The following is a 22,549-nucleotide window of genomic DNA, read 5'->3' on the forward strand; positions in this document are numbered from 1 at the left end:
GGTGTCGCTCGGCGCGATGAATCGACATAGTCATGACGTCTTTCGAGGAGGTTTCCGTGAATACGACGTTCGATGCCAGCCATTTTCGTCACGCGCTGGGGCGCTTCGCCACCGGCGTGACCATTGTCACGACCACCATGCCCGATGGCACCCCGGTCGGTCTCACGGCGAACTCGTTCAACTCGGTGTCGCTCTCGCCACCACTGGTGCTGTGGAGCATCAACAAGCGCTCACGCAGTCTTGAGGTGTTCGAGACATCGGGCCGCTTTGCGATCAATGTGCTGTGCGCGGATCAGATGCCGCTCGCGGCACGCTTCGCCTCACCGATTGCCGACCGATTCGAAGGTGTGGAATGGCGCAGCGGTCGCGGCGGCATGCCGCTGTTCGACGGGTGTGTCGCGTGGTTCGAATGCACGCTGGCGTTCAAGTACGAGGGCGGGGATCATTTCATCTTCGTCGGCGAGGTCATGGACCTGCATCACTGCGACCGCGTGCCGCTGCTCTACGCGGGCGGGGCTTACGGCGTGCCGACACCGCACCCGGATCTGACGATGGGGTAAGAGGGGACAGCTCCCGTCACGGCAAGGCCGTCATTCCCAGAGTTGCGATTCGGCTTCCAGCTTCTTCTCGAGCGCGCGCACTTCCTTTTGCAGCAACTTGGCCATCTCTGCGCGCCGGGCGCCGGAGAGCCGCGACTCGATGGCCGCGATGCTGATCGCGGCATAGGGTACGCCCTGACGCGGACGGATCGACATGCCAATGGCGGAGACGCCCGGCAGCACGTCCTCTTCATTGATCGCATAGCCCGCTTCGGCCGACGCGGCAATCGCCTTCTCAAGTCGTGCCTGAGAGAAATTGCCGAAGGTCGCGAGGCGTTCGGCGTTGGTCTGCATCACGCGTGCGCGCTCGTCGGCGGGCAACGAGATGAGTAGCGCAAGACTGCCCGCGCCAACGCCCAGCGGGCGGCGCCCTCCAATCTCGAGCGTACGGGTCTGAATCGGGTAACCGCCTTCGAGCAGATCGATGCAAACGGCGTCCAGCCCGCTGCGCACCATCAGAAAAACGGAGTCGCCGGACTTCTCCGCCAGCGTTTGCAGCGTCGGCTGACAAAGCTCGCGCAGGCTGAAATGCGGCGACGCAGCCAAACCCAGCTCATACACGACATGACCCAGGTGATAGTGCCGGGTGTCGCGGTTCTGCATGAGCATGCCCTGAGCGACCAGCCCCTTGACGATGCGATGGGCGGTCGGGCGTTCTAGCCCAAGGGCATCGGCAATGTCGGACAGCCGCAGCCCCTTCATGCCGTGCGCGGCCACTTCGCGCAGCACCGTCACCGCACGGTGAATGCTCTGCGTGCCAAGCGGCGGCGCGTTGACGGCGTTGCGCTCCGGAAGGTCCGGCACGCTGGCTTTGGTTTTCGATTTGGGAACCTTGGGCGCGATGTCGACGCTTTTCGTGGGCACGATGGAACAGGGCGGAAGAGTGGTCGCAATGGGCTGCGGAATAACGAGATCGTACTATATCCGTTCCGAGGAATGAGGCACCATTGCGCGACTGCCGGACCGGCCATTCTATGCCGGTCCGATTCCGAAATCAGGCCGTCACGTGCTCACCACCGGTGTTGATACGTCGCAGTCAGCGTGATGCCCGGCGCAGGCAAGTGGCTCGTGTTGTTGCTGTTTCTGAGTAACTGACTGTACAGCGGGTAGTAATACCGGTTGAAGAGATTTTGAATGCCGAGGGTCGCGGTGTCGCGCTTCGTGACTTCGTAGCGGCTGATCACGTCGACCGTCGTGTAGCTTGTCGTGTCCATGCGACCGAAGCTGTTGACACCATTCAAACGGTAGTCATGGCCCGAGAAGTACGTCAGCTGGAGTCGGTTGCTCCACTTCGGCGTGGGCTTGAACTGGACGTAGCCCGTCAGCTTGAGCGGTGGAATCCGGTAACCGCCCATGTCCTGGCTGTTTGCGCCCTGCGGTGTCTCGCGGCCCTGCATCCAGGTGAACGTGCCGCCCAGCCCCCAACGTTCGTCCTCCGAGAGGTAGTCCGCCGCCCCCTCGACCCCGAAGATCTTTTCCGCCGTGCGCGTGAGGATCAGGCCATTGTTGAAGCTCTGAACATCGCCGAGATCGGACGTGGTGTAGAACACGGCGAGCGAGGTGAGGGTGTTGCCGAAGACGCCACGCCATCCCAGCTCGTAATTGTTCGTCTTTACCGGACGCAGATCCGACGAATTGATGTCGAATCCCGGTCGGGCATTGCGCACCTGAACGCCGATGTCCGGCAAGCTGAAGCCCTGGCTGAATGCGGCGTAGAACTCATGGCCCCTGATGGGCGAGTAAGTCACGCCGATGTTGCCGAGGACCGCGTTGTAGTTCACCGTGCCGCCACGCACGCTCATGGGATTCGCGACTTTCGATTGGGACAGCGGCACGAAGTCGTCGAAACTTGCGGTCGCATATTGGTAGCGCAGGCCGCCCTCTGTCGACCAGTGTTCGTCGAACTTGTGCTGAAGCTGCGCGAATCCGCCCAGGCTGCGCGTCGTGAGCGGCGGCAGATAGGTGGCCTCACCGATCTTGCGGAAGATGCGGCCGCCGCTGGCGTCATACAGCTTCGGGTCGAAGATATCGAGCGGCATGTCGCTCTTTTCCTGCTCGAAGTCCATGCCCCACACCAGTCGGGTCTTTTTGTCGGCGCCAAAGGGCGTCTTGATCGTCAGACGACTGCCAAAAACCGTGGAATCCTGCATCGTCTGGTCGACGTTTGCACCACGCGTGGCCACGGCACGCGCGTCGAACGGTGTGAATCGGGTGAAGTAGTCGCGATAGTAGAACTGGGCGGACACCTGACTGCCCAGCAGGTCACGGTGCTCGTATTCCAGATTGACGAGCGTATTGCGTATCTGGTTCTGCTCGTCGATCTGAAGCCCGCCGATGCCGCGCGCGGGCACGCTGCCTGCCGGCAGGCGGGCGACCGAGGGGTCCGAAGCGTAACTCGTGTCCTGCGACGAGTTGATGTGGCTGACCGAGAGCTGCACACGCTGATCCGGCGCAAAACGCAGGCCGAGCTTGCCACCGATGTTGTAATTGTTCGACGAAAACAGGTCGCCCTGGCTTGGCTCGGGGGCAATGCGATTGCCGCGAGCGTCATAGCTGTTGCCGATCCGGCGTCCCCCGACATCGAACGCATAATCGATCATGTCGTGACTGCCGGAGAAGTGCTGCTGAATATCCGCGCTCAGGCCGTCTGCACGCAATCGCGACAGCGGGGAGCTCAGGGAGACCGTGGTATCGGCTTTGGGCTCACCGCCGGCTGGTCGTGTCGTAATGGAGACGATACCGCCCGTGGCGCCACCGCCATAAATCGAGCTGCTTCCCCGCAATACCTCGATGCGCTCCACCAGCGCCGGGTCCACGTTTGCCAGATTGCGGGACGAGTCGCGGTTGGTGTTCAGCGGCACGCCGTCGAGCAGCACCAGCATGCCTCGCCCGCGAAGGGTCTGCCCGTAATCCGTCACCGTGCGGCTGGAGTCGGCCATGCCCGGCACGACTTTGGCCAGCACGGTCGCCAGATTGCCAGATGCCGTCTTGAGCTCGTCGAGTTCAGCCCGTTCGATGACCGTGACCTGACGCGTTGGACGAACCAGATCGCTCGACGTGCGCGAGGCGGTCACCTCGACCGGGGCCAGTGCGAGCGACGTCGCGCTCCCGGGTGCGGCCGGCGTCTCGGCCTGCTTTTCCGATGCCGCGACCAGCACGTAACCCTGATTGCCGCTTCGTCGGTAGCTTATCCCGCTGTTCTGAAGCAGTGCCGTCAATGCGGCTTCCGCGCTCATCGTCCCGCGCACGGCAGGCGAGGTCTTGCCACTCACAAGGTCGGGCGAAAAGAACAGTTGCAGATTGGCCTGACGCCCGAAGAGCACGAGCGCATCGGACAAGGATTGCGCCGGCACGTTGACGTCGATCGCGGCACTCGCGCTGGCAGCGGACTTGCCGCTCGCTTGCTGCGCCGCCGCCCGTTGCGGTTGAGCGCTTAGTGCCGTCAAGGCCGCCAGGGACGCAAGAAAAATCACCGATGCGGCCGTGTGTGGACGGCGTGACGGCTGTGATTGTTGTGGTCGCTGCAGTCGGTGGGACCGGTGCGATTGAGAAGCGCGGGCGTACGTAGAACCTTTCACGGCGTTGAGTCTCATTTCGAATTTTGATGGGTTCGCCGCTCAGCGATGTGGGCGAACTATCAGAAGACGAAACGCCGTGCAAAAACCTGAATCACTTCGACGAAATTTTTACGCTGCCGTCTGCGAGCGTCTGCACCGTGACCGGCAGAAACTGGGGCAGGGCAGCGAGCAGATCGTCGGTGTTGTCCGCGCTGAATACGCTGCTCACGCGAAGTTGCCCGACGGCGTCGTTGGCCACCACGACCGGCGATCGTCGGTACAACGAGACTTCGCTGACCACGTCGGCGAGCGTCGCGTTCTGGAAGACCAGTTTGCCGTCGCGCCAGGCCAGCGCCGTTGACAGGTTCACCGGTCCGGGAGAGGCGACCGCACCGTCGGCATCCACCGTCGTGCCCAACCCGCCCGTGAGCAGCGCAGACGTTTTTGCCTGTCCAGCCGGCGCGCGTGCCCCGGCACCCTCGACCCTGACAGCGCCCGATTCGACCGCAACGGCCAGACCATTCGCGACACGGCGCACATCGAAGCGGGTGCCCGTGACGGTCACCCGGCCGACGCCCGCATCCACCACGAACGGCCGCGCGGCGTCGTGCGTCACCGAGAACATCGCTTCGCCCGAGAGGAGCGTGACGCTACGTTGCGCCGGGGTGTAGTTCACCTGAATGCGCGTACGGGTACTGAGCTCCACGGCTGTCCCGTCGGCGAGCGTCACGGTGCGACGCTCGCCGGGGCGGGTCGAGAATTCCTGCGCCTGCGCCGACTCCGCCCCCGACTCAGCCCCCGGCTCCGACGCCGGGCTTGTGGGCGAGACCGCGGCCATGTCCTGGATCGACCGATTGACCGCAGGCAGTACCATCGCGCCAAGCGAGACCGCCAGCACGCAAACGCATGCGAGAGCGATCCATCGGTTCGCGACGCGCCGCCCCGACAATGTCGCGCCGACACCTGCCGCCTCCGGTTCGGCCAGCGCGCGCAGCCGCGCCGACGGCACACTCGCGGCCGCCTGCCATACGCGCGTCAATGCAGCGTATTCGGCGCGGTGCAGCGGATCGGCCGACAGCCACGCGTCGAGCGAAGCGCGTTGCGCATCGGAGAATGCGCCGCCATGCGCCTTGGCGAACCATCGCGCGGCTTCCTCGCGAATACGTTCAGCGCGCGACATCGACATCGTCACCGAAAGGGGCACCGAGAGGGGCACCGAAAGGAGCAGGGCAAACGCTGCGCATCTGACTGAACTGCCGCTCGGGCAGGGGAGAAATAGGAGTCGACGGGAAGAGGGTCACGAACTCACGCCTTACTGGGGACTTAACGGGCCGAGGCGTTCACGCAGATGTTTCATCGCCCGAATCATATACTTCTCGACCATATTTTTCGACAGATCGAGCCGCTCGGCGATCTCTTGCTGGCTGCAACCGTCGATTCGCTGCCAGATGAAGACTTGCCGGCACTTGAGCGGAAGTTCCGACAATGCCGCTTCGATCGCCTGCGCGAGTTGTACCGCGTGCGCCTCGTCTTCCGGATTGCCCGTCGGGGCTTCGAACTCCGCGAGTGCGTCGAGCGTCGTCTGCTCGCGTCCGCCTTCGCGCCGGTAGGCATCGACGGCAATGTTGCGGGCGGTCTGGTGCAGATAGGCGCGTGGCTGTTCCGGCGGCGTTTTCAGCTCAAGGACTCTGAGCAGCGAGTCCTGTGCCAGGTCTTCCGCCTGATGGCGGTTGCTGAGCTTTCCCGTCCACGTGCGAAGCAACTCGTCGTAGTAGGCGAAGATCCCTCGCGGGCGCGTGGAGGCTGCCATCACACGAGCGGCGTGGAGCGGCCGGTCGCTGCGGTGCGGCGGGAGGCACGGCAGTCAGCACGATTACAAGGAGAGAAGAAACGCACGAGAAGTCCGGGAGCCGAGCCTGTTGGCTCGGCGTATCGAGTACCACTATCAAATGCGACTGATTATCATTTCATTTCAAATTCAGGTCAATAGTGGATGGCGGCGACACACGCGTGTGCGCCGTCGCCGCCAGACGAACGCGCGATCAGAACGTATGCCTTACCCCGGCCATCACGCCCAGCTGGTTCACGCCGGCGTTGGGCGAAGCGCCCGCGCCTCCCTGACTGAGCGTATACGCCGCGTGCGCGCTGTTGAAGAGATACCCGCTTTGCAGATACACGGCGGATCTCCGCGAAAGCAGCCATGTGCCTCGCAACGCGGCGATCGTGCCACGCGTGTCGTGTTGCGTGTTCACGATCCGGTACACGCCGCCGTCGATCACGAACTGCGGCTGCCATGCGTACGACGCCGTGAGATAGAACATGTCGGAATTGACGCCCGGCAGGGTAGGCGCGTCGGTGCTCACGCGTCGGCCAAGCCAGCCGCCGCCGACTTTCCACTTGTCGCCTTTGACATAGGCGTTGAGCTGGATGCGCGCGTCGGTCGCACCACTGCCGGTAATGGCGACTGGCGCGACACCGTCGAAAAAGCTCGCGGCGGCGCCCGGCCCGCCACGTTGCTGGTCATAGGCCGCCGCCACGCCGAACGCGGATGCGTCGTAGCGCAACATCGCCGACCACTGACGGCACGCCGGCGAGCCGTTCGCGCCGGTGCCGTTCCCGGCGCACGTTCCCTGACCCGGCGAATTGCCGGTACCCCCACTGTCGCGGCCGAAGGACCACGTAGCGCCAACGGTCAGTCCCTGCCACGTTCCCTTGTACGCGACCGTGTTATCGCTGCGCGCATTGGGAATGTAGGCGTCGAACGATCCCAGGCCGCCGTAGATGTCCGGCCCAAGAATGTCGGCGTCGGACAGCGCCCAGAACGTCATCGAGTACTGACGCCCGAAACTCAACGTGCCCCAGTCGTTCTGCAGGCCGACCCACGACTGCCGACCGAACAGCCGTCCGCCCTGATTCACGTCGGCTGCACGCACGTTGAAGCCATTTTCCAGCGTGAAGAGGGCATGCAAACCGCCACCGAGGTCTTCGCTGCCACGAATGCCCCAGCGCGACGGCATGGTCCCGGTAATGCCCGGAACGCGCCAGAGGTTGTCGCCGGACGGTCCGGCATGCGTGACGAATTCGATGCCCGTGTCGAGCACGCCGTACAGCTGAATGCTGGATTGCGCGAGTACGGGTGTCGGCCCCGTGCAGGCGAGCGCGACCGCCGCTACGCCTGCGAGGCGCAACGTTGCTGCTTTCATGTCTGTCTCCTTGTCCTTTTCCTTGTCGACGCCAGTCAGTCTGGTCTGTAGGGTGCGCGCCGCTCAGGCGGGCGGTGTGTCGGTATTGCGAATGAAATCGTCCGGAACGTCGGGGCCCCACAGGTACAGCGAGTCCTCGGGATCGAAGTCGCCAGCGGGCCATGCGCGGCCTTTCGCGACGAAGTCGATATCGGCAGAGAACTCGCTGAACGATCCCCACGGGTCCTGTACGTAGTGGAAGTAGTTCGAGCCGAGCACGTGTCGGCCCGTCCCCCATCCGCGTCGATAACCTGCGGCGGCCATTTGGGCCGCGCCGTTGCCGACATCGTCCAGGCTCGCCACATCCCACGAACAGTGATGCCAGCCGCGCGCGTGGCTCTTTGCGAACGCCAGCAGGTGATGATCGCAACCGTGCGGTGCGTGGGTGAAGGCGATCAGGTCTCGCGACCGATCTGAGAGCCGCAGCCCTATCGCTGCGTGATAGAACGCCAGCGCGCGTTGCACGTCTGGCGTGAACAGCAGCACGTGCGATAACCGTCGCGGGCGCACCGGCGTCACGTCGTGCCGAGTCCGGGAACCTCGTTCGCCGACGCCGCTGGCGCTGACCACGAACGGCGGCTTCGCGTCGGGCGATGTCTTTGGACCCACGCGTACGCCGATCAGGTTGCCGTCGGGATCGCGAAACCAGACACCGTTTTCCTGTCGCGAAGCGCCGTCCCGGACAAGGGCTGCCGGGGCATCGGCCAACGGCGCGCCGGTGCCCTCGACCTGCGCCCGGATGGTGTCGAAGTCCTGCGCGAAGCAATTGAACAGCAGGTAGGCGAGCGACTTGCCGTCGCCGGGCAGCAGGCGCGCCCAGCGATGGCCGTCATCGGCGCGCAGTTCGAGCGCCGTCTCATGCAACGTGGTTTCGCGCACATCCAGCCCGAAGGCCGTGAAGAAGTGGTGCGCTTGCCTGAGCGAGGGTACGTGCAGGGCGAAGTGATCGATCGAATGTACGGCGCGCATCTTGTCTGGCGTTGGCGAAACGGTCATGACGTCCTCCAGTGAGGCTGCGCGGCACGCCGGGAGGCGCACCGGCAGAGCGACGAGGTCAGCCGCGCGAGCGGGGCAGCGCGGCTTCGTCGGCAATCGCGTTGCGCAGCAGGCCGACGCGCTCGATTTCGACCTCGCACACATCGCCTGCGCGCATGAGCAGCCTGGGGGTGCGCGCCCAGCCGATGCCCGAGGGTGTGCCGGCGACAATCACGTCACCGGCTTCGAGCGTGATGCCCTGGCTGATCACTTCGATGAGCGTGGCGACATCGAACACCATGTCGTCGGTGCTGGCCGACTGCACGACCTGACCGTTCAGACGCGTTTGCAGCAGCAGACCGCGCGCGCCGGCCGGCAGTTCGTCGGCAGTCACGAGATCGGGGCCGAACGCGCCGGTGGCGTCGAAGTTCTTGCCCATCGTCCACTGCGGCGTCTTGAATTGATATTCGCGAATCGATCCGTCGTTGAACACGGAATAACCTGCCACGTGTTGCAGGGCGTCTTCACGGCGAATATGACGTCCACCGCGACCGATGACGACGGCCAGCTCACCTTCGTAGTCGACTCCTTCGCTGTCCGTCACAGCCGGTCGCACAATCGGTGCGTCGTGGGCGACAAGACTCGTGTTCACGCGGGTAAAGAGCGTCGGGTAATCAGGCTGCGCGTACTGGCTCTCCGCCGAATGGTCGCGATAGTTCAGCCCGACGCACAAAATCTTGGGCGGGCGTCGCAGCGGCGGCAGCAGCCGAACGGCGTCCGCGCTGACGTAGTCCGTTGACGTGTTGGCGTTCGCGAAGGCGACGAGATCGACGTCGTTCGCAAGCAAGTCTTCGAGGGCGAAGTCGCCGAGGATCCGGATACGGTCGGCCTCGCGAATGCCGAGACGGGGTTTGCCATCGAGTTCAAAACTGACAAAGCGCATGGTGGACTCCTGAAAGCTGTGGGTTGAATGGATGAATGGTCAGATGGTCGTCGACACCGGTACATGCACATGCGCGTACCGACATTCGGCTTCGAATGAGGGCCGATGAAATTCAGATGGCCGGGGAGGGCTTCCGGTAGCGCAGGCCGTTGGCGATCATGGCCAGACCGGCGATGACGGCGGGCAGTGCGAAGACGAGGAACGACACGGGCACCGACCCCAGGGTGGCGAGCAACACGCCGCCGGTCATGGAGCCGATGATCGAGCCGACGCGGCCGACCCCGAGTGCCCAACTCACCCCGGTCGCCCGCGCGCCGGTCGTGTAGAAGCCTGCCACCAGCACGTTCGCACCGGTTTGCGCGCCCGAGAGGCCAAAGCCGGCGAAGAACACGGTGACGAACACCAAGGTGGCCGAATTCACCGATATCCCGATCAGCGCGATGGACACGGCGGCGATCATGTAGGACATCGCCAGCACGACAAACGGATTGAAGCGATCCATCAGCCGGGCATTGAGCAGAGAGCCGAGCGTGCCGCCGATCGGGAGCATCGCGCCTACTTGTGCAGCGTGGGCGACGCCGATGCCGCTCTCGGTGAGCACCGTGGGCAGCCAGCTGCTGATCTGGTAGTAGACCCACAGCGTGCAGAAGAACGCCAGCCACAGGAGCAGGGTGCCGGTGCGGTAGTGGGCGTTGAACAAGGTGGCGACCGGCCGCTCGTCCGACGTGGCGACCACCGTGTTTCGTTCCGCTGCCATCTCTGCTTTGAACTCGGCTTTGAACTCTGCTTCAAACGCGGCGGCGCCGCGCTCGCCCAGACGCACGAGCGTACGTTGCATTTGCGTGGCGAAGGCAGGCTTTGCGGCCATGAAGCGCAGCGACTCCGGCAGCTTCCACGCCACGACAGGCAACAGGGCCAGCGGCACGAGACCGCCGAACACGAACACGCCGTGCCAGCCGAAATGCGGGATCAGCCACGCCGCCACATAGCCGCCGCACGCGAGTCCCAGCGTGAAGCCGCAGAACATGAGAGTCACGAGCCACGCGCGGTTGTGCGCCGGGCTGTATTCCGACGACAGCGTAATGGCGTTGGGCATGGCGCCGCCAAGCCCGGCACCCGTCAGAAACCGAAGGAAGACGAGCCAGCCGATCGACGGCGACCAGGCGCACGCAAGACTGCCAAGCCCGAACAGGAACATCGAGATCAGAATCACGCGCTTGCGGCCGATCCGGTCGGCAAGCGGCCCGAAGAGAAAGCTGCCGATCGTCAGCCCAAAGAGCCCAGCGCCGAACACCGGCCCCAGTTCTGCGGCGCTGAGCGACCATTGGCGCTTGAGCAAGGGGGCTACGTAACCCACGCTGGCCACGTCGAAGCCGTCGGCCGCAACGATCAGAAAGCACAGAAAAAGCGTGAGCCGCTGGAGGGCGGTCATGCCCGCGCGAGGCTGGCGATGCTCCCCGGCGGCCTGCGTGTCCGGTTTGGCCGTTGTCGCCGATTGCGACGTTGAATTTGCGTACATCGTTGTCTCCTGGTGGTTGCCGGTGACGGTCTCACCGGTCTGCGACTGCCGGCGTCTGTTGTCGTCGTGCGTGGCCGGCATGGCGCAGAGGAAAAGCTCGGAACGGGGTGGGCGCGATAGCGTTGTGGCGTTGTAGCGTTATGACGTCATGACGATCGCCTGAGCTGACGTCTCACGACGTCAAAAGCGTGTCCGGCGTGTCCACGACGGCCGATGGCGCCGGCGTTGCGGCGGGTGGCGCGTTCGCATCGAGGGCAAGGCTTCGGCGCATGGCGGCGTGGAACCTGTCGTCGAGCGCGTCGCCTCGCCACGCCACATGAAGGTCGGGACGAATCAGGACGTAGCGGCGCTCGTAGAGCGGCTTGAGTGCGGGCAGGTCGGCTTGTCTCGGTGAGACGATGGCGAGGTCGCCGAGCACGTTTCGCGCCGTCTGAAGCGTCGAGGCGTCCGGCGCCGGGGCGTCCAGACACAGCAGCGTGAACTGTGGACCCATGGCGTCGTACAACGATGTGCCGTCGGCGAGCCATGCGTGCGGCGCACGATGTCCGGCACGGGCGCTCGGCACATAGAGATTCGCATTGTCGGCGGGCGGACTGCCGGGCTCGGTGTCGATCAGTGGCGACCCTTCGTAGCGCGTGCCGAGGTGCACGCCCGGAATCACGAATTCGTGGTGTGCGTGAAAGGCGAGGTAGTCACCGACGGCGCGCCGTGCGGCGTCGCCTGCCGGACCGGGTTCGTACGCTTCGGGGGGCAGGCAGACATAGCCGATGCTGTTGGCGAAGTCTCGTGCGAAGGCCGTGTTGCGCTCACCCGCCGGACGGCGTTCCGCATCGTAGCTTTGCGCGAGTGCCGCCCCGGCGCGACCGCGCACCAGCGCCACGAGCTTCCACGAGAGATTGGCCGCGTCGTCGATGCCAGTGTTGTAACCCAGCCCGCCCGTGGGTGTGAACAGGTGAGCGGCGTCGCCGCATAGAAATACCCGGGCGTCGACGAAACGTTCGGCCACCAGCGCATGGCCTGCCGTCCATGCCGACGAGCTTTTGACTTCAAACGGGATGTCGGCACCGAGCGCCTGCGCGATGCGCGAGCGCACGACGTCTTCCGATGGCGCTTCGTCGCCCTGAAGTTGCACGTTCATGATGAAGTGCCCGCGTCCGTCCACCGACACGATCAATGCGCGCTGAGTCGGGCCGAAGGTCCAGTATTGCCACGCTGCGGCTTTGCCGCTCGCTTCGACAAGGCGGGGGGCGTAAAAGTACACGGCCTCCATCTGGCCGCCCATGAACGTCCGCTTTTCGTTCGCCACGCCGCCGTAGCGCAGGCCGAGCGCACGGCGCACGAAGCTGCGCGGCCCATCGCATCCCACGGCATAGCGGGCGCGCACGCGGCGCACTTGCGCCGGGCGATCGGCCGTGGCGGCGAGCGTGACAACCGCCGTCACGCTCTGGGCATCCTGCGCAATGTCGGTGACGGTCGCGTCGAAGTGCACGGTGCAGGTCGCCTGTCGGCGTGCGGCGTCGAGCAGCACCGGTTCGATGTAGAGCTGCGAGCACCGATGCGGCGGCTCGGGCGTCGGCCAGGTGAACCCATGTGCCTTGGCGTAAGCGACGGCGTCGCGCGACGCCGGGAGCGACAGGCGAGCCAGTTCATAGCCGGAGATCGTGGTGAAGTAAGCCACGTCCTGCGGCTGGTCCTGCGGCAGACCGAGCGTGCGGATGTGTGCCGCAACGCCGATACGGCGGAAGTGCTCCATCGTGCGCGCGCTGTTGGCGTTGGCGGCCGGATGCTGACTTGTCCCCGATTTCGCGTCGAACACCTGAACGCTAAGTCCCTGCTGCGCCAGCGATGCCGCCAGGAACAATCCCACCGGGCCGGCGCCCACGATCAAAACGTCACAATCCATTTCCGTCGTCTCCTGATGCCTTTCTTCGCCACGCCTGTCGCGGCGTGTTGGCGTAAAGGTACGGCGGGCCTCTGTATAAATCTATGCAATGGAAATCATATTGAATATGAATTGAATGCATAATCTCGGGCAGCATAGGTGCGAAGGAATGGCCTGAGACGCAACCGAGCGCAGCCACCACGAGGAGACATGCATGGAATATCCCGATCTGAATTTTCTTTACGTCGTGGATGCGTTGATGACGGAGCGCAGCGTATCGCGCGCGGCGCAACGGCTCGGGCTGACGCAACCGGCGGTCAGCCATGCGCTGGGACGGTTACGCATTCGCTTCGGCGACGATCTGTTCGTGCGCGCCGGGGCGGTCATGGCGCCGACGCCCACGGGCGAGCGAGTGGCGGAAGGCGTCGCGCGTGCGTTGCTGTTGATTCGGCAAGACGTACTGGGCGCGCAGGCATTCGAGCCGACGCAGACACGTCGCACGTTCTCCGTCTGCCTGAGCGACATGGGCATGATCGTGCTGCTGCCGCGATTACTGGCGGCGCTTGCCGAGCAGGCGCCCATGGCAACACTGCGACCGATTCAGGTACCGGCGAGCGAGTTGGGCACGACATTGCAGGACGGCGAGGCCGATCTGGCGATCGGGTATCTCGACCGGATGGGCGAGCATTTGCACCAGCAGAGACTGTTCACCCGTTCGCTGGTGGGGATTCGTCGCAGGATGCCGCGCAGGCAGGCAGGTGGGGCGCCGATGGACGCCGAGACGTTCATGAAGACGCGACACGTCGTCGCCGCAACGCTGGCGATGACGAACGAGTTGCTTGCGGGGGAATTGCGCAAGCGTGGCACGCGCCTGAACGTGGGGGTGGAAGTGCCGTACTTGCTCGCCGTGCCCGGGCTCGTGGCGAATTCCGACTTCGTGGCGGTCATTCCGAACGAGCTGGCCGACCTCTTCGGCAAGTTGGCCAACGTCGACGTGTTCGCATTGCCGATCTCACTGCCGGATCTGACGGTGCGGCAATTCTGGCATCCGCGATTTCACAACGATCCGGGGCATCGCTGGTTTCGCAAGCTGGTGGCGGAGGCGCTGAGGTGAAGAAGCAGGCGTCACGCGCGCCTCAAACAAGCACGCAATGTCCCGTAAAACGGGTGCCGCTCCACGTAATGTCCAGCGGTCGCGCCGGTTCTTTGCAGATCAGCGTTTGCAATGTGCCGAAGCGGTCTGAGCCCAACGAATGTTGCTCACCCGGAGACAGGCCATAGAAGCCGGAGTAGTTCGTTTCGCATCGCGCCGTGTCTCCCGGCCCTTTGTCCCCGGTGACGCACCAGGCGACGATGACCGCGTACCCACAAGTGTTCTTGATACCGGTTTCAACGTCGTACCAGCCTCCATGGCCCTTGGCTCCACGGGGGATCCGAACTTGCTCGATGCAACCGGTGACCGGCGCAATCGTCTTGCGTCCTGCGCTGGCTGTATTGCCGCCTGCGCTGGCGTTGTAGTTCGCCGACGGGGTTGCCGACACGGGCAAGGCTGACGGTGAAGGGGAAGACGAGGCTCCCGAAGTCGCCTGCAATGCCGTGGCGACGGCCTGGAATTGAGCGGCGTTGCGTCCGCCTCCGCTGGCAACGCCTTGCGCCGCGGCGCCCAACAACCCTGCGACGAACGAGAGCACGCCGGGGCCGTCGTCGGACGAATCCGTGGCGCTTGTCCGCACGCCGCCGGAATAGGTGGCGATGAGTGTCCCGTCGGCGCGGGTATCGGTGCCGTCAAATATCTTGCCCTTGACGAACTGACCGGCGCGCACCGAGCCGTCGCCTGCAAACGTGATGATGCCGGGGCCATCGAACGTATTCTCAGCCCACTGGCCACGGTACGTGTTGCCGTTAGGTTCGAGTTGATAACCCTGACCGCTCAGGTTGCCGTCGACCATGTCGCCTTCGTATCGCCTTCCGTCAGGCCAGACGTAGACCCCCTTGCCCGTGCGCTTTCCCGCAATGAAATCCCCTTCGTACGTAGCGCCGCTAACCCAGAAGAATTTACCCTTGCCCGTACGCTCGTCGTTGACGAACGGGCCTTCGTAGCGATTGCCGCTGGCCCATGTGTATGTCCCGACGCCCGAGCGTTTGCCGTGGCTCAGTTCCCCGTTCAAACGCTGGTCGAAAACGCCATTCTTGAACCACTCTTCGACGCCCGGCCCATCGGCATAACCGTTCTTGCAAGCGCCGGTCCACGTTGCGGTCCACGTAATAGCGGGGTTGTCCGGGTCGTTCGACCAGACCTTGCAATTCTGGTTGGTGACCGTCACCCAGCCTTCGGCGTGCGCCTGATTGCCGCCCAGCAGGCCGAGCGCGCTGGCAATACCGAGCCAGACAAGCGTGCTGCGTCTGAAATGTCGCCCGTGATTCATGATCTTCTCCCTGGCCTTCTGTTTGGCTTTTGTTCGACGGTTTGTTCGGGAGGATACAGAAGGCAGGGGACGGCGGATATCCTTCACTTGAGGGAGAAGTGCGCTGCAACGGCGGAGGCTGCCCGGTCGGTCAGCGATCGGCCGGTTCCACCATGCTGAAGATACGACGCGTCGGGCCGTCGGAAGACGCCGCCAGTTCCCGCGCCACCCGCCAGAACGTTTCCAGAAACGCGAGCGCCGCACCTTGCAACGGTTCGTATCTGCGGGTAATCAGGCACGTGGTGCTTTCGTCGCTGATCGCATCGAAATCGAGGGCGACGAAGCGATCCCGCATATCCGGGGTCTCGATCAACGGCCAGGGGACCGCCGTGAGCATGTCGGTCGAGCGCACGATCGCCAGTGCCGCGTTGACGGACCTGGCGAAATGGCAGCGTTGCACCCCCTCATCACGCTGGTCTTGCAGCAACGCCCCGATGGCCTGTGCGGTTCGCTCCATGGAGCGGCTCAGCAGCCAGTCGTAACCTCTTAAGTCCGCGATCGTGCGTGCAGCCGCCGCCGGGTGCCCCGGGCGGCAAACCACCGCGAACGAATAGGAATAAATCGGCCGGATCTCCAGCGCGCGCTCCTGTCCCACGTCGGGACTCGGACCAAAGGCGAAATCCAGTTGCCCGTTACGCACGAACGGGTACTCGCCGCCCAGGTGCTCGGCGATGTCGAGCTGAACGTCCGGACGCTCGGCCCGGAACGCCCTCACGACCGCGGGAATCACGCCATGCATCAACCATGGGGTGACAGCCATGCGAATCGTGCCACCGCGTTTGGCAGCCGCTTGCGCCACGTCTTCACTCGCCCGGCTCAACTGTCCGAGGATCAGCCTTGCGTGAGAGAGCAGGGAGGTGCCGGCAGGCGTGAGCGCGACGCCATCCGCACGCCTGGCCATCAGCACCACATCCATCGATTGCTCCAGTTCCCGCAACGCCTTGCTGACAGCCGTTGGCGAGCGGCCGAGCCGCCCGGCGGCGGCGCGCACGCTGCCATGGTCGGCAACGGCAACGAGACATTCGAGTTGATGGAGCTTCAGATCGGACGACATGGGTCAGGGCGAGGGAAGGAGCGACGGGGCGAAGGGACGAAGGCGCACTGAAGGCCGATCAGACTTCCTGAGGCGTATCGGCGCATCGGGCGCATCGGGCGCGCCGGGTGGCTCGGGTGCATCGGACGGGCCACAGATCATGACATTGAATCATCGACCGGGCCGTCGCCGGCGTCAACCTGTGGTTGACACCGAAATTTGGCGTTGCCTAGGCGCTGCAAATCGACGTGGCTACCATGCGTCGAAATTTCATGAGCCGTCCATCGGCATTCATCCAACAAGGCCGCCGCGACGGTCAAGAAGACATAAGCACAGGAGCCCAATGCGCCACACCTCGATCTGCACCGGCACGACAGCACTACGTTACCCGTTACGTCTGGCACTGACCGGCCTCGCCACTGGGACATGGTTGGCCATGGCAAGCCACGCCGCGAGGGCCGACGTGCAACTGTATGGCGCTGTCGACAACTATGTCAGCTATGACTCGGGTGGCAAGGGAAGCTCGACACAGGTCGGTAGCGGTGCGGGTTCGACCTCGCGCTTCGGCTTCACCGGCACCGAAGCGCTGGGCGACGGTCTCGAATCCGGGTTCCGCCTCGAATCGGGCATTAACGCCAACAATGGCACGCTCCAGTCGACCAACACCCTGTTCAATCGTGAAGCGAATGTATGGCTGAGCTCGCGCCGCTACGGGATGCTCAAGCTCGGTCGTCAGTTTCCGACGATCTTCCCGCTGTCGTCGCAGGTCGACCCCTATGCGCTGACCAAGCTGTCGCTGATGGCCAATCTCGCATACGCCACGTCCGATCTGGGCGGCAACGCGACAGGGATCGACTCGCGGGTGGCCAACGCCGTGAGCTACACCACGCCGGACCTGAACGGCTTTTCGGGGCAGGTCCTGTACGGCTTCAGCACCGCCAGCGCCACCGGCGCGCCCGCGCACTTCACCGGCTATCTCGCGCAATACGAAGGCCAACGCCTGTACGCAGGCCTGTCGTACAACGTGGTACGAGACGACTTGTCTCACGCCACGGACCACTACGGCGCAGGTTTGTCTTACAAGGTTGGCAGCGCGACGCTGTCGCTGGCTTACAACCGTATCGTGCCCACCGTCACGACGGGTCGCATTGCCACCGCGTATCTGCTCGGCGCGACGGTTCCCGTCGGCCCGCACGTCTTCCGGTTGTCGGTCATGGAACGGCTGGTGGCCGGCGGTGGCAATCACGCGTTCGGCGCACTCGGCGGCTACGACTACCAGTTGTCCAAGCGCACGGCGCTCTATACCCGTCTGGCATGGGTCAATAACGGCGGAGCATCGGCGCTCACGCTCGACAACGCGCAGACCAGCGCCGGGCGCGACGTGTTCGTGACGGCACTGGGTGTGACGCACCGCTTCTGATTTCACGTAGTTCAAGGTTCAAGGCGAGTGCAATGCGCGCCCGCCTTCCTGTCATTTTCGTATTGGAGACACGATGCCCCACGACACCACTGTGTACGCCTTCCCGGCGGTGATCGAGGCCGACATCCCGGCCGACATTCTCGAACACGACGCCAGCATGCGCGCGCTGCGTCACCAGATCCACGCACATCCGGAACTCGCCTATGAGGAGTTTCAGACGAGCGATCTCGTGGCAGACAGACTCGCGCAATGGGGCTACACCGTTTCACGCGGCATTGGCGGCACCGGTCTGGTGGGCACCCTCAAGGTGGGCGACAGCCCACGCACCGTCGGTCTGCGTGCAGACATGGATGCACTGCCGATCCAGGAGGCCACCGGCAAGCCCTACGCCAGCCAGCTCGCGGGCAAAATGCACGCCTGCGGCCACGACGGCCACACCGCCACGTTGCTGGCGGCGGCCCGGCATCTCGCGAAAACGCGGAACTTCGACGGCACGCTCCACCTGATTTTCCAGCCCGCCGAGGAAGGACTGGCCGGCGCGAAAAAGATGATCGAAGATGGCCTGTTCGAACGTTTCCCCTGCGACGCGATATTCGCGTATCACAACATGCCCGGATTCCCGACCGGCAAGATCGGCTTTCGCGCCGGTCCGGCCATGGCGTCGTCGGACACGGTGCTCATTCGCGTGCACGGTCGTGGCGGACACGGATCGATGCCGAACGATAGCGTGGATCCGGTGCTGGCGGCGTCGCACATTGTGTTGGCATTGCAATCGATCGTGTCGCGCAACGTCGACCCGCGCCGCATGGCGGTCGTGACGGTCGGCGCCATTCACGGCGGCGACGCGCCCAACGTGATCCCGGACAGCGTCGAGCTTCGCTTGTCGGTTCGCGCGCACACGCCGCAAGTGCGCGAGCAGTTGCGTGATCGCATCGTTGAGGTGGTCAACGCGCAGGCTGCCGTGTTCGGCGCGCATGCCGACATCGACTACCGATGGCGGTATCCGGCGCTGATCAACGACGTCGCCATGACCGAGTTCGCGCGCCAGGTCGCGTTGGACTGGCTCGGCCCGCAAGGCTTGATGGAGGACTTCGAGCCGTTGACCGGCAGCGAAGACTTTTCGTTCATGCTCGAGCAGTGCGCGGGCAGCTATCTGATCATCGGCAACGGCGAAGGCGAGGGCGGCTGCATGGTGCACAACCCGCACTACGACTTCAACGATGCGCTGCTGCCGATCGGTGCAACGTACTGGACGCGTCTGGTCGAGCGCTTCCTGAGCCTGGAGCAAACCGCATGACGACACATCTCGACACAACGGCAGCACAGGCCGCGCAAGGGGCCGCACGCACGCGACCTGTGTCGCTTACGAAGAAGATCATGGCAATCACGGTCGGCAACGGCCTCGAGTTCTTCGATTTCGCGATCTACACCTACTTCGCCACCGTGCTGGGCAAGTTGTTCTTCCCGGCGGCCTCTCCGTTCACGCAGTTGCTGCTGTCGCTGGCGACGTTCGGCGTGGGTTTCGTGGTGCGCCCGCTGGGCGGCATCGTCATCGGCACCTATGCCGACCGTCACGGTCGCAAGGCGGCCATGACGTTGACGCTGTGGCTGATGGCGGCAGGATCGGCCGTATTCGTCGTGGTACCGACGTATGCACAGATCGGGATGGCGGCGCCGCTGCTGCTGATCGCGGGGCGTCTGGTTCAGGGGTTCGCCGTGGGGGGCGAGGTCGGGGCCTCGACGTCGATGCTGCTCGAATATGCCAATGCCAATAACCGGGGGCTGTTTGCGAGCTGGCAGTTGTTCAGCCAGGCGTTCTCGACGCTGCTCGGCTCACTGGTGGGCCTGGTGCTGACGGCGTCGCTGTCGAACGATCAGTTGCTCTCGTGGGGGTGGCGGGTACCCTTTTTGATTGGTCTCGCATTGATTCCTCTGGGCACCTACATTCGCAAGCATCTGGATGAAACGCACGAAGTCGAGCCGTCCCGGCGCGGGTCGCGCAGCCCGGTGGCCCAGGTCCTGGGCGAGCATCGACGTGCGTTGTTGCTGGGCATTCTCATGACGGCGGGTGCGACCTCGTCGAATTACATCTCGTTGCACTACCTGACCAACTACGGCGTGGGCGTGCTCAAGCTGTCGCTGACGAGCGGATTGTGGGCTTCGTTCGTCGCCGGCGGGTTGCAGATGGGACTGGCCGCCGTGGCGGGTATCGCAAGCGATCGTTGGGGACGCAAGCGCGTGGTGACGATCGCTCGGGTCATCCTGCTCGCATCGATCGTACCGGCATTCGCCTGGCTGACGGCAGCGCCGGATACCGGGCGCTTGCTGGTCGTGGCGGCCGTGCTGACCATTCCGACCGTGTTCATTTCGGTCACGACGGTCACGATGATTACCGAAGTGTTCCCGCGTCACATCCGGGCAACGGGGCTGGCGATCGTGTACGGCGTGGGCGTGTCGGTGTTCGGCGGGTTTGCGCAGTTCATTGCGACGTGGCTGATTGCCGCGACCGGTTCCAAGCTGGCGCCCGCAGGCTATGTGATTGTCATCAGCCTGATCTCGCTGGTGGCGGCGTTGAAGAGCCGGGAAATGTCTCGCATGGCGCTGGACTAATTCAGTCGATCAAACGGAAGGTCGCAGGCGGGTCGAACGACAACACCGTTTTTGGCAGGACGGTGCTGTCGTCGCTGACCGGGGTAGGGAAGTCAAATCAAGGGCTGGCGTAGGCGTCGAATGACACGGCTCGCGCGATTTCCCCAGGCCCGGTGAACGTGCGTCGACGCAGCGCGGCGATCTGCTCCCTCTTTTGATCGTTCGGCAGGGAGGACGCCTCAATTGCCCTGCGCTGCACTGAATAGTCCCGGTACTTGATCTGCCATGCCGTCTCCTCGGTCTCAAAAATCAGTACGCGCGCCAAGGCAGCGTCCCCGATCTTCGACTGCAAGGCCTGACGCATCTGCTCCGGTGAACTGCCGTCCGCCTGCAGCGTCTCGATCATCGCGATCCACTTGCCGTGCGCTTCGCGCCGCTGCCGGGGAGCGTGCTGATCTTCCTGACCCAAGGTATCGACACCCGCCAGTGGCGCATCGGTTGTCGAAGTGTCGCGTTGGGCTCGCAGTTGCGCGATGTCATGTTCCATACGCGCAAAGTCGTCGGCAAAGAAGACGTCGGCCCATCCCGCCAATGTCTGACGCGCGATGGCTCTGCGCTGCGCCAGAATGCGTGCGAGCCGCGCCGGATCGAATTGGGTTTCGGTCGCGTGGCGGACTTCAACGTTGCGAATGCCCAGATCGTACGCACGGTAACGTCGCCACACATCGAGCGCCTCGGCCTGTGCGGGCGTGCCAGCCAACTGAAGCCCGATCTGGCGACCGACAAAGTCATCAAGGCCTTCCGACGTGAAATCGATCTCGGCCAACAAACAGTAATCGAAGAAGTCCCGAACCGAGCGCACCCGGGCGAGGTGACCGCTCGGGTCGACGGGCAAGCGGGGCGCAGCGGTACCGACCAGCGACGACGGCGTGGGTCGCTGCGGTGCGTCCGCCTCGACGCCGTTAGGCGCAGGCGGAAGGGCAATGCAGCCACCGAGCATGACGAGACTCGTCAATCCCACGGCCAGCAGGCTCTCCTTGCACCGGGCCCGCTGCCTTCCCGATCCGCGTAACCGGTCCGGTAACCGTTCTGATTCTTGTGCGGGTGCTGTCACAGCCCACTCCTTTTCAGCCGATTGGCGTGCGCGCGAAATGCCGCCACGGGATCCTCGGCGTAGGCGCCGAGTACGCCCACCATCTGATTGATTTCGTCAACGTGATTCCAGTGATAGGCCGTACTGATGACCTGGCCGAACATCGCGCTGCATACCGAGACCAGGCCGTCGTTGGCGCCGCCCCCTCGGTTGAGCGTCACGACACCGGTTTGCTGCATCGCAAGCGTAGTCGGATCGAGATACAACGCCGGGTCGACGATCGGCTTCACACTGGTGTCTTTGGCAAGTATCCAATCGCCGAGACTTCCGTTTTCCTGGATTGCGGAACCCGTCCACGAGTACAGCAGGTGCATGAAACCGTCGACGTCTTCGCTGGGCGCGCCGGGCAGGCAGGTCCCGGGCGGCGAAAGCCCGGCCGTCGGATAACGCTCGTTGAAGCGCGCGGCCTGCGCTGTCGTGAGCGTGGCCAACGCGCGAACCGCATCCTGACGCGGATCGTGGGCAGTGTTCGACAGGAAACCAAACAGATTGGCCATCTCGCCCACCATCGCAAGCGATGCACCGGTGGGGTCGAGGGTCAGCGCACCTTGGACGAAATCGGCATACTCCGCACCGCGATGTGGAGTGCCGACAGTGGTGACCGATGCGACCAGTTGGGGCGCCACGGCCGCGACATATCGTGCGGTCAGCCCACCCTGACTGTGTCCGATCAGGTTGACCTTCGTTGCCCCCGTGACGGCCAGCACTCGCTTGACATAGGCGAGCAGTTGCTCGCCGCGACCGTCCGGGCCGTCATCGGACTGGAACGCCCGAACATTGGCAACGTACACGGCGGCACCGTGCCGTTCCAGGTCGGATGTAATGCCGTACCAATAATCGATGACGTTGCCAAGTCGATCAGACCCCGTCAACCCATGCACCAGCACGATCGGATACTGCGTCGCGGCGTAGTCGTCGACGACCTCCGCTTGTGTCGCAGCCTGAGTGCCGAACCCGGACTCAGTCGTTGACGGTGCGCTTTGCGCGGCCACAGGCAGGTTAATGACGCCGCCAAGCAGCATCGCAACCACAACGCGCGCGGCGCGCGTGCGCATGGCAAGCATGGGCTGCCACTCCCATCGACGGACCCGCGTGCTGACGCAGGGCTTCCGGTCATCGAGCATTAACGTCTCCTCTCCAATAGCGTCAATGAGAGAAAAGGAAACTCACAA

The 22,549-nt window shown here is 64.1% G+C and carries 18 protein-coding genes; 5 read left to right on the plus strand and 13 right to left on the minus strand.

The features are described from left to right. Positions 1 to 56: 56 nt before the first annotated feature. Entirely contained in the window at positions 57 to 560 is a 504-nt protein-coding gene (locus PCA31118_RS04405) for a flavin reductase family protein (RefSeq protein WP_246190048.1), read from the plus strand. Between the two features lie 30 nt (positions 561 to 590). Here PCA31118_RS04405 and PCA31118_RS04410 read toward each other — a convergent pair whose 3' ends face one another. From PCA31118_RS04410 to PCA31118_RS04450, 9 genes are all read right to left on the minus strand, one after another. Beyond that, positions 591 to 1,403 carry an IclR family transcriptional regulator gene (locus tag PCA31118_RS04410; protein WP_246190049.1) on the minus strand — a complete coding sequence of 271 codons (813 nt, stop codon included), beginning with the start codon at positions 1,401 to 1,403 and terminating at the stop codon, positions 591 to 593. A gap of 206 nt (positions 1,404 to 1,609) precedes the next feature. Further along, a complete protein-coding gene (locus PCA31118_RS04415; protein WP_150623265.1) occupies positions 1,610 to 4,192 on the minus strand; it encodes a TonB-dependent receptor in 2,583 nt (860 codons plus the stop codon). A gap of 76 nt (positions 4,193 to 4,268) precedes the next feature. Continuing rightward, entirely contained in the window at positions 4,269 to 5,336 is a 1,068-nt protein-coding gene (locus PCA31118_RS04420) for a FecR family protein (RefSeq protein WP_150623267.1), read from the minus strand. Positions 5,337 to 5,468: 132 nt separating this feature from the next. After that, positions 5,469 to 5,966: a sigma-70 family RNA polymerase sigma factor gene (locus PCA31118_RS04425; protein ID WP_150623269.1), complete on the minus strand. Its 498-nt coding sequence runs from the start codon at positions 5,964 to 5,966 to the stop codon at positions 5,469 to 5,471. 232 nt (positions 5,967 to 6,198) lie between these two features. Continuing rightward, positions 6,199 to 7,359: a porin gene (locus tag PCA31118_RS04430; protein ID WP_150623271.1), complete on the minus strand. Its 1,161-nt coding sequence runs from the start codon at positions 7,357 to 7,359 to the stop codon at positions 6,199 to 6,201. Positions 7,360 to 7,422: 63 nt separating this feature from the next. Continuing rightward, positions 7,423 to 8,394, minus strand: coding sequence for a VOC family protein (locus PCA31118_RS04435; RefSeq protein ID WP_150623273.1), 972 nt, complete (start codon positions 8,392 to 8,394; stop codon positions 7,423 to 7,425). A gap of 58 nt (positions 8,395 to 8,452) precedes the next feature. After that, positions 8,453 to 9,316, minus strand: a complete 864-nt coding sequence (locus PCA31118_RS04440; RefSeq protein WP_150623275.1) for a fumarylacetoacetate hydrolase family protein — start codon at positions 9,314 to 9,316, stop codon at positions 8,453 to 8,455. Between the two features lie 112 nt (positions 9,317 to 9,428). Next, positions 9,429 to 10,835, minus strand: coding sequence for an MFS transporter (locus tag PCA31118_RS04445; protein WP_246190050.1), 1,407 nt, complete (start codon positions 10,833 to 10,835; stop codon positions 9,429 to 9,431). Between the two features lie 172 nt (positions 10,836 to 11,007). Beyond that, positions 11,008 to 12,738, minus strand: coding sequence for an FAD-dependent monooxygenase (locus tag PCA31118_RS04450; protein WP_150623277.1), 1,731 nt, complete (start codon positions 12,736 to 12,738; stop codon positions 11,008 to 11,010). A gap of 193 nt (positions 12,739 to 12,931) precedes the next feature. Between PCA31118_RS04450 and PCA31118_RS04455 the strand changes: the two genes are divergently transcribed. Continuing rightward, complete coding sequence (locus tag PCA31118_RS04455; protein WP_150623279.1) at positions 12,932 to 13,831, plus strand: LysR family transcriptional regulator; 900 nt, start codon at positions 12,932 to 12,934, stop codon at positions 13,829 to 13,831. Between the two features lie 22 nt (positions 13,832 to 13,853). Here the strand turns inward: PCA31118_RS04455 and PCA31118_RS04460 are convergent, their stop codons facing one another. Next, positions 13,854 to 15,143, minus strand: coding sequence for an MORN repeat-containing protein (locus PCA31118_RS04460; protein ID WP_150623281.1), 1,290 nt, complete (start codon positions 15,141 to 15,143; stop codon positions 13,854 to 13,856). 130 nt (positions 15,144 to 15,273) lie between these two features. Then, positions 15,274 to 16,236, minus strand: coding sequence for a LysR family transcriptional regulator (locus tag PCA31118_RS04465; protein ID WP_150623283.1), 963 nt, complete (start codon positions 16,234 to 16,236; stop codon positions 15,274 to 15,276). Positions 16,237 to 16,558: 322 nt separating this feature from the next. On the opposite strand from PCA31118_RS04465, the gene PCA31118_RS04470 reads away from it, so the two are divergent. From PCA31118_RS04470 to PCA31118_RS04480, 3 genes are all read left to right on the plus strand, one after another. Beyond that, a complete protein-coding gene (locus tag PCA31118_RS04470; RefSeq protein WP_174990323.1) occupies positions 16,559 to 17,635 on the plus strand; it encodes a porin in 1,077 nt (358 codons plus the stop codon). 73 nt (positions 17,636 to 17,708) lie between these two features. Further along, positions 17,709 to 18,932: a M20 aminoacylase family protein gene (locus tag PCA31118_RS04475; RefSeq protein WP_150623287.1), complete on the plus strand. Its 1,224-nt coding sequence runs from the start codon at positions 17,709 to 17,711 to the stop codon at positions 18,930 to 18,932. Continuing rightward, the gene (locus PCA31118_RS04480; protein WP_150623289.1) at positions 18,929 to 20,245 is read left to right on the plus strand and encodes an MFS transporter; all 1,317 of its coding nucleotides are present in this window, start codon (positions 18,929 to 18,931) and stop codon (positions 20,243 to 20,245) included. The genes PCA31118_RS04475 and PCA31118_RS04480 overlap by 4 nt, the downstream gene beginning before the upstream one ends. A gap of 97 nt (positions 20,246 to 20,342) precedes the next feature. Here PCA31118_RS04480 and PCA31118_RS04485 read toward each other — a convergent pair whose 3' ends face one another. Both PCA31118_RS04485 and PCA31118_RS04490 read right to left on the minus strand, forming a co-directional pair. Continuing rightward, positions 20,343 to 21,245 carry a lipase secretion chaperone gene (locus PCA31118_RS04485; RefSeq protein ID WP_150623291.1) on the minus strand — a complete coding sequence of 301 codons (903 nt, stop codon included), beginning with the start codon at positions 21,243 to 21,245 and terminating at the stop codon, positions 20,343 to 20,345. 89 nt (positions 21,246 to 21,334) lie between these two features. Further along, entirely contained in the window at positions 21,335 to 22,432 is a 1,098-nt protein-coding gene (locus tag PCA31118_RS04490; protein ID WP_425495324.1) for an esterase/lipase family protein, read from the minus strand. Between the last annotated feature and the right edge of the window lie 117 nt (positions 22,433 to 22,549).

Origin of the sequence: Pandoraea captiosa, assembly GCF_902459775.1 — a bacterium.
GTDB lineage: Bacteria > Pseudomonadota > Gammaproteobacteria > Burkholderiales > Burkholderiaceae > Pandoraea > Pandoraea captiosa.